Origin of the sequence: Planktothrix sp. FACHB-1365, from assembly GCF_014697575.1 — a bacterium.
Classification (GTDB): Bacteria; Cyanobacteriota; Cyanobacteriia; order Cyanobacteriales; family Microcoleaceae; genus Planktothrix.
On the sequence record NZ_JACJSC010000014.1, the window covers coordinates 1 to 13,366 of the forward strand.

At 40.2% G+C, this 13,366-nt stretch carries 13 protein-coding genes and 1 tRNA gene; 3 read left to right on the plus strand and 11 right to left on the minus strand.

The genetic code is table 11. The features are described from left to right. Nucleotides 1–13: 13 nt before the first annotated feature. The 4 genes from H6G57_RS15965 to H6G57_RS15980 are packed head-to-tail and all read right to left on the minus strand — an operon-like array spanning nt 14 to nt 1,549. Nucleotides 14–505 (minus strand): hypothetical protein, encoded by a 492-nt coding sequence (locus H6G57_RS15965; protein WP_190520208.1) that lies wholly within the window; start codon nt 503–505, stop codon nt 14–16. 60 nt (nt 506–565) lie between these two features. After that, nucleotides 566–703, minus strand: coding sequence for a hypothetical protein (locus H6G57_RS15970; RefSeq protein WP_190520210.1), 138 nt, complete (start codon nt 701–703; stop codon nt 566–568). Beyond that, complete coding sequence (locus tag H6G57_RS15975) at nt 690–923, minus strand: hypothetical protein (protein WP_190520212.1); 234 nt, start codon at nt 921–923, stop codon at nt 690–692. Before H6G57_RS15975 ends, H6G57_RS15970 begins: the two co-directional genes overlap by 14 nt. Next, complete coding sequence (locus H6G57_RS15980; RefSeq protein WP_190520214.1) at nt 920–1,549, minus strand: hypothetical protein; 630 nt, start codon at nt 1,547–1,549, stop codon at nt 920–922. The genes H6G57_RS15975 and H6G57_RS15980 overlap by 4 nt, the downstream gene beginning before the upstream one ends. Before the next feature lie 137 nt (nt 1,550–1,686). Here H6G57_RS15980 and H6G57_RS15985 point away from each other — a divergent pair, with 137 nt between their 5' ends. Next, the gene (locus H6G57_RS15985; protein WP_190520216.1) at nt 1,687–1,914 is read left to right on the plus strand and encodes a helix-turn-helix transcriptional regulator; all 228 of its coding nucleotides are present in this window, start codon (nt 1,687–1,689) and stop codon (nt 1,912–1,914) included. Nucleotides 1,915–2,485: 571 nt separating this feature from the next. On the opposite strand, the gene H6G57_RS15990 is transcribed toward H6G57_RS15985, so the two are convergent. The 5 genes from H6G57_RS15990 to H6G57_RS16010 all read right to left on the minus strand — a co-directional run bounded on the left by H6G57_RS15990 (nt 2,486) and on the right by H6G57_RS16010 (nt 8,449). Further along, nucleotides 2,486–2,749 carry a hypothetical protein gene (locus H6G57_RS15990; RefSeq protein WP_190520218.1) on the minus strand — a complete coding sequence of 88 codons (264 nt, stop codon included), beginning with the start codon at nt 2,747–2,749 and terminating at the stop codon, nt 2,486–2,488. A 624-nt stretch (nt 2,750–3,373) separates the two neighbouring features. After that, nucleotides 3,374–3,446 (minus strand) — tRNA-Thr (locus tag H6G57_RS15995). Between the two features lie 92 nt (nt 3,447–3,538). Next, nucleotides 3,539–6,643, minus strand: coding sequence for a tetratricopeptide repeat protein (locus H6G57_RS16000; RefSeq protein ID WP_190520220.1), 3,105 nt, complete (start codon nt 6,641–6,643; stop codon nt 3,539–3,541). Further along, complete coding sequence (locus H6G57_RS16005; RefSeq protein ID WP_190520222.1) at nt 6,616–6,990, minus strand: hypothetical protein; 375 nt, start codon at nt 6,988–6,990, stop codon at nt 6,616–6,618. Before H6G57_RS16005 ends, H6G57_RS16000 begins: the two co-directional genes overlap by 28 nt. Nucleotides 6,991–7,093: 103 nt before the next feature. Then, on the minus strand, nt 7,094–8,449 hold the full coding sequence (locus H6G57_RS16010) for a tetratricopeptide repeat protein (protein ID WP_190520224.1): 1,356 nt from the start codon (nt 8,447–8,449) through the stop codon (nt 7,094–7,096). 141 nt (nt 8,450–8,590) lie between these two features. On the opposite strand from H6G57_RS16010, the gene cofH reads away from it, so the two are divergent. Beyond that, nucleotides 8,591–9,757: a 7,8-didemethyl-8-hydroxy-5-deazariboflavin synthase subunit CofH gene (cofH, locus tag H6G57_RS16015; protein WP_199314342.1), complete on the plus strand. Its 1,167-nt coding sequence runs from the start codon at nt 8,591–8,593 to the stop codon at nt 9,755–9,757. Nucleotides 9,758–9,863: 106 nt separating this feature from the next. Here the strand turns inward: cofH and H6G57_RS16020 are convergent, their stop codons facing one another. Next, nucleotides 9,864–11,420, minus strand: a complete 1,557-nt coding sequence (locus H6G57_RS16020; protein WP_190520226.1) for a WecB/TagA/CpsF family glycosyltransferase — start codon at nt 11,418–11,420, stop codon at nt 9,864–9,866. Nucleotides 11,421–11,977: 557 nt separating this feature from the next. Here H6G57_RS16020 and H6G57_RS16025 point away from each other — a divergent pair. Continuing rightward, the gene (locus tag H6G57_RS16025; RefSeq protein ID WP_190520406.1) at nt 11,978–12,574 is read left to right on the plus strand and encodes a class II aldolase/adducin family protein; all 597 of its coding nucleotides are present in this window, start codon (nt 11,978–11,980) and stop codon (nt 12,572–12,574) included. Between the two features lie 69 nt (nt 12,575–12,643). Here the strand turns inward: H6G57_RS16025 and H6G57_RS16030 are convergent, their stop codons facing one another. Next, on the minus strand, nt 12,644–13,363 hold the full coding sequence (locus tag H6G57_RS16030) for a DUF4276 family protein (protein ID WP_190520228.1): 720 nt from the start codon (nt 13,361–13,363) through the stop codon (nt 12,644–12,646). Between the last annotated feature and the right edge of the window lie 3 nt (nt 13,364–13,366).

A 13,366-nucleotide genomic window follows, 5' to 3' on the forward strand; every position in this document is an offset into this window, starting at 1 on the left:
AATTTAGAAAAGACTACAGTTGACTCATCAAACTGTTAATCGCTTGATCGGCGTTAGCTTCAGCCTTCTGTAAGCTTTGACCTAACTGTGCGTACTCAGGACGTAAGGAATGAAGGTATTTTGCGCTAGTGTTTTTATACCCTTGAATCCGGCGTTCATTCCGTCCTTCATTACGTCGGTAGGTTTCATGATGGCGGTTTATCGCTGTTTGATGATTACCGATTTTTTGCAATTTATCGTAAGCACGTTTAGACGCTTTACGCTTGCGACGGGTATCTTTTTCTAACTCCGTTAATGCGTCAGCCTCTTCCTCTGTGAATGCGCGTGCTTCCTCTACAACGGGTACAGCGCGATAACTTTTCCAGCTACCAGGGGAATCAGGGGTAATAGCGTTAGTTGCAGATTTAGAATGTACAGAATTAGCGTCTAAGTTGGAGTGCTTACCGTCTACGGGTGCAATGTTTCCACTGCCATTAAAATCATTGCCTTTAAAGAATCCTAACATTTGTGTAAACCCTTAATGAATGAGTGTTACACTGATAACTGATAACTTAATCTAAATCAATTAACTTAACCGTTCAACGGTTGTTACGGGGTTAACCTTTACTTCAATAACTGTATTGAGAAAGTACCCAGCGAGAAAACAGAGTAACGGAATAAACCAGGGGGATAAATAATCGATAATTCCTTTAGGTTTGTTCATTCTGTTGTCCCTCTAAATCCTTAGCTGCTCTGGCTTTTTCTAAAATATCAAGCCAGTCCTGTTCACCGACAAAGTTGTCTAAAATGTCCTCAACATCCCACCGAAACCAGTAGAGAAATTCTCTTTCATTGGGGGGAAGACCATTGAGTGAAAGATAGACAGGAATGTACTCCTCAAAAGCTTTAAATAAACCAGCTTGAGAGCTAAGGTCTTGGTTCATGCTACTAACGCCTCTGTTAACATCCGTTCTGACTCTTCTAGTAACCCTAAATAGATAGCTGCGGTATGTTCATCAGGTGGGTTTTTCTGCATATCAGCAAGAGCGTCTAGGGTGACTCCCTTGTCTACATAACCCGTCATTTTTGCGATTAACTTGTCACGGTATGGGGTAGATGATTCTGACGGTTTTTCCTTAACCCAATTACCCAGTTTTTCATCAAAAATTAAGTAACCAGAGTTATCGGGTTTACAAGGGTAAGTAGGGGTAAAGGTGAACGGAAGGATAGGGGGGTTTTTAGTCGCTGTAATACTTTCAACTTCTACCCAATCACCGTTAATTAAGGTATGAGTAGGGTCAAAGGGTAGCTCTTCCTCAATAGTAGACTGATTCACTGTTACACTGATATCAGTTTGACGGGTTTTGATAAAGGTTAAGTATTCTTCTTGTTCTACTCCGTCGTCAATAATCGTTACCTGTTCTTTAGCGTCAGTTTCAGCAATAATTTGTTCCGTCGCTGCAATAGCTTGTTCCCATGTCGCTTTTTTAGCGAGTGAACCGTAGGCGCGTACATCATCAGAGGTTAACCCCAATTCAGTCGCTTTAGCTTTGAGTTCTGCAAGTGTCATAATATTTTGTGACTCCTATGTATATGGGTGTCGTGGGGTAAGCGTTTAAGGTTGGTAGCCGTCCGACGCTTACCTTTGCTTTGTACTCCCACATCATGCCATAATGATTGTGCAGAATGCAAGGTTTAATGTGACAAATGACTATTACAATTTGTAAATTGATTAGATGGAAGTTAAGGGAAGTCATGGCTAGACAACGGGTATCCATCCGTCAACTAGCTGAATTGACGGGTTTACACAGGAATACTGTTGCCCAATTAAGAGGTGCTGACACATTGCCGGGGTTGAGTCAGGGAACACTAGAGGCACTATGTAAAGCGTTAGGGTGTACTCCCTTTGAACTGATAGAGTATGACCCCGATTAACCACTCACCCCAAAACACTAAAACCCACTGACTAACAATCGGTGGGTTATTTTTATCTCTATTTACACGGTAGGTTGTGCAAGGGGGTTGTGTAAGGGTAAAACTATTACCTTGTAAGGGTTACAGGCATTTTAACGCTAAAACTAGATAGGGGGTTGTGTAAGGGGGTTGTGTAAACCTCTAATCCTTATATATCAATACTTTCACCATTCCTTACACAGCCTACACAGCTAATTTGCTAAAAAAATATTATTTTCATTACCTATAGGTTACCTATGTCCAGTCAGGACTACCCAATAGATACCCTTACCCGTTTTTCAAAAGTTTTAGGGAAAAATGATGTGTAAGCTGTGTAAGCCATGCTAAAACCCCTACTCTGTAACGCTTTGAACCTTACACAACCCCCTTACACAACCCCTACTTATCTGTTGATGGTTAAATGTCTTAAAACCTATACACAGTAAGACTTCTGACGCTTACACAACCCTTGCGCGGTATTTTACACAACCCCCTTAATAAAAAACCACTGACGTTAAACCAGTGGGTTGAGTGATGGGTTTTAACTTTAGGGTTAACCCTTTGTCAGTATCTCTAGTACCTTTTTAATTTCCGTTTTGATAGCACCCCCTTTGTTGGCAGGTAGGGTTAACGCTTGAGTTAGTGTCTCTATAACATCGTCTAAATCGGTAGAGTGATCGCCATCCCCCTTGTCCAATTTATGAGCATAGGTTAAGACATCATCTGCTATAGGTTCAGGTAGTCGGTAGGGTCTCACTGGTTTATTAATCCATTTTGGTTGGCTTAACCCTTGAGTATTAGGATTATAGTTAGGCATATAATTATTCCCTGTTTAGTGTTGACTGTTCTATCAGTGTAACACTGATTCAGTATAATAAGCTATTTAGTTTGTTTTTTCTGTTTTGTGATTCCTATTTTCGTTAAACGAAAATCGTTTAACGAATTTTTTTATTATCTATCCTTTAGCATCTCAAACTTATCCGTAACCAGTCCTTATAGCTACCGCTATAATGCCTTACCCTTACTGTGTACCCATACTAAGTATTCAATCGTTTCACTCATACCGTTCCGTACTGACTCAGGTACTCCCGTGTAGACTTGCTTAAGCTTAATGTAGTCCTTATCTTCTCATCATCTCCCGCGTACCGCTTAACCCTACCCTTCTCTAAGTTGTCTAACTTATCCATAATTTTTGACTGCCATCAAAAAATTTTACTTAGCTCCAATTGTATGCACAAAGGGAAGTAAACCTAAAAGTTAGCAGGCAAGGTAAGGGAATAGTAGGGGTTAATCCTTAGTACAGAACGCTACTCAAAAGACTCTATAATTATTTATAAATGAGTAACTATTGAGTAACTCAGTTGGTAGAGCGGTTCACTCGTAATGAACAGGTCAAGGTGAAAGGCTGATACAGCAAGCATCATAGGTTAATAAATTTGAAAGCTGCTTATCGGACTTGAACCGACGACCTGTTCATTACGAGTGAACCGCTCTACCAACTGAGCTAAAGCAGCAAAAAAGCAATATTCAGTACAATAGTACATTATAGCAAAACTTAATCTCAACTGTCAAGTTTTTTCAGGCAAACCAGAGAAACTTAATTTTTTCAACTTCTCCCTAACTGCCGCAACCACCGCCAAAAACGACGAATTTGCAAGTTTAACCAATGCAAAAAACCCTGAGATTGAGGGGCAGACAAGGGAGACGGTGAGGTTAATTGTTGAATAGCATTATCGCAATCTTGCACATCGGCATCAAGTCCCAGATTTTGATACAATTCACGGGCATTTCGATAAGCACCCAGAGCATCTTCAGTTCTGTTAATTTTACCCAAAGCAAACCCTAAGTTAGCCCAGAAAATAGCTTGATATTGAGGATTTTCTAATTGAATCGCTAAAGCTTGCTGATAATACTGAATTGCCGTCTGATAGTTTTCTAAATTTTTATAGGCTCCCCCTAAATTATTGAGAGAGATTGCCTCACCCATTTTATAGTCGATTTCCTGTGCAATTTCTAACGATTGCTGATAGAAATCGATTGCCCGTTGGTATTGCCCTAATGAATCGTAAGCATTGCCCAAACCTCCCAGAGAGTTAGCAACGCCACTGCGATCGCCGATTTCCTGTGCAATTTCTAAGGATTGCTGATGGAAATCGATTGCTTGTTGGTATTGCCCTAATGAATTGTAAGCATTGCCCAAACCTTGCAGAGAGGTAGCAACGCCACGGCGATCACCGATTTCCTGTGCAATTTCTAACGATTGCTGATGGAAATCAATTGCTTGTTGGTATTGCCCTAATGAATTGTAAGCATTGCCCAAACCTTGCAGAGAGGCAGCAACACCACTGCGATCGCCGATTTCCTGTGCAATTTCTAACGATTGCTGATGGAAATCGATTGCTTGTTGGTATTGCCCTAATGAATTGTAAGCAGTGCCCAAATTCCCCAGAGAGGTAGCAACGCCACTGCAATCGCCGATTTCCTGTGCAATTTCTAACGATTGCTGATAGAAATCGATTGCTTGTTGGTATTGCCCTAATGAATTGTAAGCAGTGCCCAAATTCCCCAGAGAGGCAGCAACGCCACTGCAATCGCCGATTTCCTGTTGAATTTCTAACGATTGCTGATGGAAATCGATTGCTTGTTGGTATTGCCCTAATGAATCGTAAGCATTGCCCAAATTGTTCAGAGAGGCAGCAACGCCACTGCGATCGCCGATTTCCTGTGCAATTTCTAAGGATTGCTGATAGAAATCGAGTGCTTGTTGGTATTGCCCTAATGAATTGTAAGCAATGCCCAAACCTCCCAGAGAGTTAGCAACGCCACTGCGATTGCCGATTTCCTGTGCAATTTCTAACCATTGCTGATAGAAATCGATTGCCCGTTGGTATTGCCCTAATGAATAGTAAGCATTGCCCAAACCTCCCAGAGAGGTAGCAACGCCACGGCGATTGCCGATTTCCTGTGCAATTTCTAACGATTGCTGATAGAAATTGATTGCTTGTTGGTATTGCCCTAATGAATTGTAAGCATTGCCCAAATTCCCCAGAGAGGCAGCAACGCCACTGCGATCGCCGATTTCCTGTTTAATTTCTAACGATTGCTGATGGAAATCAATTGCCCGTTGGTATTGCCCTAATGAAAGGTAAGCATTGCCCAAACCTCCCAGAGAGGTAGCAACGCCACGGCGATTGCCGATTTCCTGTGCAATTTCTAACGATTGCTGATAGAAATTGATTGCTTGTTGGTATTGCCCTAATGAATTGTAAGCATTGCCCAAAGATGTTAAAGCTGTACCAAATTGCCAGTTTTCATACTCGCCTTCAGGTTGCCAATTTTCAACTAACTGATGATACAACTCAACGCGAGTTGAATTATAACCGCTTAGATCCAAAAAGCTATCAACATCATCATCACCAAGGGTATTAAATGCTAAAGGATATTGCCCTAACTGACAGCGATGATAAAAAATCTGCAAATACTCATTCACATCATCTAGGGTTTGCCATTGCTGCCGAGGTTTTAAGCAATTTAGATAATAGTAAATTGCCTCTAAATGGGCTGGGGTTTGTTCTCCGGCTTTATGCTTTAAATACGCTAAAATCACAGGTTGAAAACTCCAGAGACGGTTCTCGCTTTCTAATAACCAAGATCGCCTGACCAACTGCCGCAAATCTTGCTGAATTTCTGCCGCCGTTTTCTCCAACCCCGACACCGCCAATGCTATCTCGGCATCAAACTCACCCCGCAATATTGTCACGACCGTTAACAGGGTTTTCAATTGTTCACTTAAACGCTGATAACTCACATCCAAAACCGCTACAATTCCCACTTCCCTTTGGCGGTGATTTCCCTTAACATCGGGATGGGTGAGTAACTGCTGTAAATTCTTTAATCCTAATTCTGTTAATCGTTCTAACCGAGGATTTTGGGGCGAATCATCTATTAGCAAATCCGCCACTAACCGCAATAACAACGGATACCCGTCAACTAATCGGGAAAATGCCTTTAATTCTTCTGGATTATTTTTGATTCCCTTCCCGTGCAAAAACGCTGCCCCTTCCGTTTCCTCAAAACCTTCTAAAGATATCCAATGATTAAACCCCCGAATATTCGGACGTTCCCGCGTTGTAACAACGATCGCACTCTCGCTTCTTTTGTTCGTCCAACTTCTAAAAAACTCATCATAAAAACTACCAATTACAAACTCATTCTCCTGTAACAAGGTTTCTAAATTGTCAAACACTAATAAACATTTCGTTTGCTGTAAACAACTAATTAACGCTTGAACCAACTCCGTTTCCTGTTGAGGAATTGGAAAATTAAAATACTCTAAAACCTTTCGCGCCACTTCGGTAAAAATTGCCCCCGTACTCACATCCGCCCAATAGCCGCAATATTCTGTTTTTAATTCATCAAATACCTTCTCGGCTAAACTGGTTTTTCCTAACCCTCCCGTTCCCTCAATTCCCATTAAGGTAATCTCTGGATCTCGTATCCAGTTTTTTAATTGTTCAATCTCTTTTTCTCGCCCCTGCCAATAGGCACAAACCCCGCTAAAATTGCCTCCAATTAATACCCCAAATCGGGGTTTAGTGTTGAGAATTTCCTTAATTTGATCAATATCTTCGCTAATTTCCCCTAACCGTTCATTAACTCCCGAAAACCCGGCTCGAATTTCCGCTAAAATCTCCTGTTTTGCCGCTTCCAATCTTTTTCAGTTGTTATTGCTAACGTCTTTAAATTTTTCTGAACGGTTTGATCAATTCCTTCAATTGCTGCCAAATTGAGAATCACCAAGGAAATAGCCGCCCCCGTTGCTTTCGCTAAATCATGATTCGTTCTATCCTGGGTTTCGAGTCGTTTGGCTAACTCCCCCATATCGTTCGCCACCAACCCCCCAAACACCCCTGCAACCATACCCGACAAGGTAGAAATAATCGCAGGTGCGGCTGTTCCTGCTACGATGGCTGCAAGGGTTGGGCAGAATGTTGCCCCAAGTAAAACTGTACCGAATAACGCTAGGCGAGAGGCAGTCTGTCCAGGGATTAGGGACATTTTGGGTAAATTAGTTCTCAATTGATGAGATTATAGCAAGTCAACCCGGTTTCTTAACAGACCAATCTCGACCATGAAACAGCCCTACGGTCCCGCGTCCCCTTCACACCCCACTTTCTTGTTTTTTCTGCACTGAGTCAATACTACGCTGGGTTTCTTGAACAGCTTTTTGATTTCCAGTTTGTTGGAGAATTGCTAAGGCTTCTTTCCAGGTTTGTAAAGCTTGGGGATAGTTTCCTAAGCGTTCATAAACTTGTCCAATATTATTTAAAGTTGTACCGATTTCGGGTTTATTATTCAGGGTTTGATAAATAGATAAAGCTTTTTGATAAGCTTCTAAGGCTTGGGAATATTGACCTTGACTATAATAAACACTACCTAAACTATTAAAAGCAGTGCTTAAATTTCCTTGATCATTAGCCAGTTTTGCAAAATCAATTGCTTTTTGATAAGATATTAAAGCTTGATCAGATTGTTTGAGTTTTTCCTGAATTTCCCCGATTAAATGATGAACTTTGGCAGCACTCCCATGATCTTCTATTCGGGTCATTAATTCTGAAGCTTGTTTAAAATAAACTAACGCTTGAGAATCCTCTCCTAACTGACGATATAATAACCCAATATTACTCAATAATCGTCCAACTCCAGCTTGATCTCCAATTTGGCGACGGAAGGCTAATGCTTGTTGATAAATTTCTAAAGCTTTTTGAGTATCTCCCTGAATTAAATACAAAGCTCCTAAATTATTTAACGTGCGACTAAGATCCCGTTTATCTCCAACTTCTTCCCGAATAGTTCGAGCTTGTTGATAGAATTTTAACGCTTGATCATATTGTTTTAATGTGGTATAATCAGAGGCTAAATTATGGAAAGATTCGCCAATATTTACTCGATCATTAATCGATTGGGCGATTTCTAACGCTTCTTGATGTAATTTTAAAGCGTCTGAGACTTTATTTTGATCGCGATAGATAAATCCAATTAAATTTAAACTGCGACTAATTCCACTTTGATAGTCTGGGTTCTTGTTTTCGGCTTGTTGATTTAATTGTCGATAGGAATTAAGGGCTTTTTGTAAAACGTTTAAGGCTTCTGCATCATTGCCTAAATTACTATAAACTTCCCCAATATAAGTGAGAGTTTCGGCAATTTCAGCTTGTTTTCCTTGTTGTTCTTGCTGTTGTAAAACAGTTTGAAACGTTGCTAAGGCTTCTGGAAATGACCCTTGACGAAATTGCTCAATTCCACTTTCAAATAAAGCCTTAACATTAGGCTGATTAGGGGTTTGAGCCAATGTCACGGTTGATTGTCCGAAGGCGAAATTAAAAGGAGGTGCATGAAGCAGAAACCAACTGATTCCTATACTCAGGGAAACTTGCAACACCCCGGCACTAGCCGTTAAAATACTAAAGGGTCTGAATAAAAATAACCTGTTTTGAAACAATAACAACTTGTTCATGGCGATATTTTCAGCGTAAATAGCAAGATTCTGAGGAAAATCGGGAAGTCGGGAAAGAGACAGAAGATTAACTCTGTTTCCAGTTTACCCATCCTTCCTGTCGAGAACGATGAAAGTCACTTTTTCACATATTGATCAATTATGATACTAAATTTAACGGCTGATACCATTCTTAACCATGCTATTGCTGGAGATGATTTATCCCCAGAGGAAGGGGTGGTTTTGCTTCAGCAAACTGACCCAGCAATTATTGAGAATATTCGGCTGGTGAGTGATACTTTACGATCTCAACAAGTGGGGGAAACCGTTACTTATGTGATTAATCGCAATATTAATTTTACAAATATTTGTGAACAGCATTGTAGTTTTTGTGCGTTTCGTCGAGATGCTGGAGATGAAGGAGCGTTTTGGTTAGAACTAAATCAAATTTTAGAAAAAGCGGCTGAGGCGCTTCAACGGGGTGCGACGGAAATTTGTATGCAGGGTGGGTTAAACCTGGAAGCGAAAATTAACGGGAAATCCTTACCCTATTATCTCCATTTAATTCAAGCCCTTAAAACTCAGTTTCCCCACCTCCATCTTCATACTTTTTCTCCTCAAGAAATACAATTTATTGCCAGAGAAGATCATCTCTCTTATGCCGATGTCATGATAGCATTACGGGATGCTGGAGTCGGTTCTATGCCGGGAACGGCTGCGGAAATTTTAGATGATTCTGTCCGAAAAATCATCTGTCCTGAAAAAATTAATACCGCGACTTGGTTAGAAATTATCGAAACAGCCCATCGTCTCGGTATACCCACCACCAGCACAATGCTATCGGGTCATATTGAAACGCCTCAACAGCAAATGCAGCATTTACAACAGTTGCGATCGCTCCAACAAAAAGCCATTGAACAGAATTATCCCGCTAGAATTACAGAATTTATTGTATTACCCTTTGTGGGAGAAACAGCCCCACCTCCCTTGCGACGACGAGTGGGACGGGATCAACCGATTTTAGCGGATACCTTATTATTAACAGCCGTGGCTCGAATTTTCCTCGGTCATTATATCCCGAATCATCAACCCAGTTGGGTGAAATTGGGTTTAGACGGAGCAACGGAAGCCTTGCGATGGGGATGTAATGATATTGGGGGAACCTTAATGGAAGAACACATTACCACCATGGCGGGAGCCAAAGGAGGAACCTGTATGGAACCCGAAACCTTAGAAAAAGCGATCGCTTGCTTGGGGCGTCCCTATCAACAACGAGATACCCTCTATAAGCATTCTTCTGTGAAACAAGAATCCCCCGTCACAGCGTAGCTTGACGGGCGAGTGTCAACACTATCATTCCCGATAAAAAAGACTCGCTGAGATGACTGTTACTCTCTCTCAACGAGCCTCAAGGACACAACAGAAACTTAACAATTTATGCCACTAAAGAATCTTCAAATTCTTGGGTTAAATAATCCAGTACCGTATCCAGGGTTTGCTGTTTGACCCACCCTTTCATCACCGCAATTTCTCCAAACCGGAGTTTTAATTCATTTTGTTCTTCCAGAATTAAATTAATTTGGGATTCATCAAGCAATTTAGCTTTGCAGAGATAATAACCCAAGGGATGCCGATGTTGGGTCTGTTCCAACTGCGGTAAATAATCAGCAAAGAAATCAATGGTGTCTTGTTCTAACCATCCCAACTCAACGACAAAATCACCAAATCGTTTACCCGGTTCCTGTTTTTGTCGTTCTAAAATAGTGTGAACTTGATCACCCGACAGTAACCCGGCTTTTCGTAAGATTTCACCCAAGAAGGGAGACTCCCAATTAATAAATTCTTGTTGGGTTAAATAATCCAGTAGCGTATCCAGGGTTTGCTGCTTAACCCACCCTTTCATTACCGCAATTTCCCCAAACCGGAGTTTTAATTCCCGTTGTTCTTCGAGAATGAAATTGATTTGGGATTCATCGAGCAATTTAGCTTTATAGAGATAATAACCTAAAGGATATCGTTGTTTTGATAACCCTAACTGCGGTAAATAATCGGCAAAGAAATCAATCGTTTCCCCTTCCAACCATCCCAACTCAACAACGAAATCGCCAAATCGTTTTTCAGGTTGTTGGGTTTGCAATTCCAAAACAGTCTTAACTTGGTCAGCAGACAATAAGCCCGCTTTTTGTAAGAGTTGTCCTAAGCGGGGAGATTCCCAATTGACAAATTCTTCTCTGGTGGAAAATGGAGGTGTATAGAGTTTTAACTTTTGTAATAACAGTAACCAAAAGAAAGGAAGATCCTCAATCAGATACCGTTTCCATAAACGTTTGGGTTCGGAAAACAAGCGGTGTAACCATTCCACACCCATATTACTCATCCATTGGGGGGAGCGACCTTTTTCTCCCGCTTCAAAGTCAATCGTTGCACCAATCGCTAAAAATACCTTAATATTTTTGAGTTGACTGCGGTATTTAGCAATCCATTTTTCTTGCTTAGGTGCTCCTACACCAATGGCTAATACGGTAGCTCCAGAGTGATTAATCCGATCAATAATACGTTGGCATTCTACCTCATCTTTTTCAAAGCCAAAGGGAGGGGAATAAGACTCGATAATCATTTTCCGCCCCACCTTTTTATTAATGTTTTCTTGGGCGCGTTGAGCAACTCCCTCAGCGGCTCCCATCAAGAAAATTGTTACTTTTTCATGATTTTTATAATACTCATAGAAGGCTGGAAATAAGTCCGAACCCGAAATTTTTTCTTTGATGGGCTGACCTAAAAATTTAGAGGCATATATCAAGATCTTACTATCACAAACCCGGTAGGTTGAAGCTTGGTAGATACCATAAAAGTCCGGGTCTTTCTGTAATTTCATTAAGTGATCGACGTTAGGGGTAAAAACGACACCGCCCCTGGAACCTAACCGTTTAAGAAGTTGGGTTTTGGAGATATTATTAATCGGAAGATTGAGGATGTTGATGTCGTTAGCCATAGCGCTTTTCTGTCCTGTTTTAAAAAATAGTCTATTAACTTAGTTCTGGCGAAAGTTGAATTAACGTTATACCACAACGATCAACTGAGCCATCGGCTTGAGCAGTTAGCATTTGTTTCCCTTCTGTTCTCTCGACTTTGCTAACCGTTTCTTTGACTCAGAGACTGATCTCTAATCCGTCACTGATTCATCAATGTAGCTATATAGAGGAATGAAGGTTTACTACTCGATAGCGGTGTTAAGCGGGAGGATGAGATTTTGAATGCTTAGATTTTACAACAAAACGGCCCAAAAATACGAGATCTTTTTGTAAAACTTCAAATTAATCTCTGTAAAGATTTTGTAAAGGCTAGATTCCGAACCCCTATAGTTGACTCAAAATCAATATTCAGATCAAAAATAGTTTGACATCCCAGCACCCAGAGTAAATACTTATTCCCCTGGATGGAGCCCCTTTCCCATCAACCTTGAATTACTGCTACAAATGAAGATTCATTCCTCAAGTTATTGCTAAAATACTAAAGCAAGTTGGATTTTCCACTGAGAGGTTCCCGATGATGGATGAAGGTGTTGTGAAATATTCCTGTGAATGTATCCCAGGAGAAAACGTTGCGGTTGAATTGATAGCTTCTTTAATGAAATGGCGGGATCATATTCATGAATTAGGATTGATTGGTGTCTATGAAAATGGTATTGGATTTGGCAATATTAGCATCCGTATTGCCAATACTTTACAATTTATTATTTCTGGCAGTCAAACGGGACATTTAGCTAAACTTAATCCCGATCATTATACTGTTGTTACTGAGTTTAATATTGAACACAATCATCTCACCTGTTGTGGGCCAATTCAAGCCTCATCCGAGTCCTTAACCCATGCTGCAATTTATAGTTATGAACCGAATATTAATGCCATTATTCATGTTCATCACCCCCAACTGTGGCGAAAACTATTAAATCAGGTTCCCACCACTCGCAAAGAAGTTCAATATGGAACCCCCAAAATGGCACAAGAAATGTTTAGATTATTTGAGGAAGAAAATTTAAGGGAAAAGAAAATATTAGTTATGGCTGGACATGAAGATGGATTTCTAACCTTTGGTAAAGACTTAAACGAAGCGGGAGAAATATTAATTCAATATTATCATATTTAGTGAGAAGTTCACACTCCTAATCCACTCATAACCGCAACAAAAAGGCAATACTAGCAGGAGGTATACAGCTTAATTCTCACCATTTGAAGCTTGAAAGAAATATTCATCAAATTCTTTTAAAGATGAGTTTCTATTAATTGTTTTTTCGCTAATTTCAAGATAGTCAGCGATTTCAGGAGATAGGCTTTCTGTATATTTGTGCTTTTTTAGATCTTTCTCTTTTAACTGGGGATTCCTTTTTTCTGCAATTAAGTTAGAGAAATTTTCTAAATATTCTTTCGCTCCCTTTCCGCCTGATTCTGCTTCTGTGATATTCTCTGTCCTTCCTATTTGATGCTTATTAGCAAAATTTTGCCAGTCTTTCTTGGTTCTAGTATTTTCACTTTTAGTATAGTAACAGCAGATTCCTAAACAATCTACCAATAGCCAAGCTTCTAGTTCCTGGCAAATCAGGATTAGCTGAACACGCCCTGAAAACTTTGAATTTTCCACTACTTTGTTAATCCTATTGAAAAAAGAATTAGGTTGCTTCAATCTTGCTGCTTCAGATTGTCTTCCATCATAATCTATTAAAAATAATACATAATTATAATCTTTTAAGTAAATTTCAACTGCATTTTGTAGCCCATCTTCTTCTCTATTTTTAATGGCATGATTATAGGCTTGTTTGGTACCAAGAATTAGTTCAACATTATCTTTTCGATGAAAAGTAACAATTTTTTTGGCTATACAGTGTACTGTTTTAGCATCATAATCTGATTCTGGAACCCAGAGAAAAATTTTACACATACT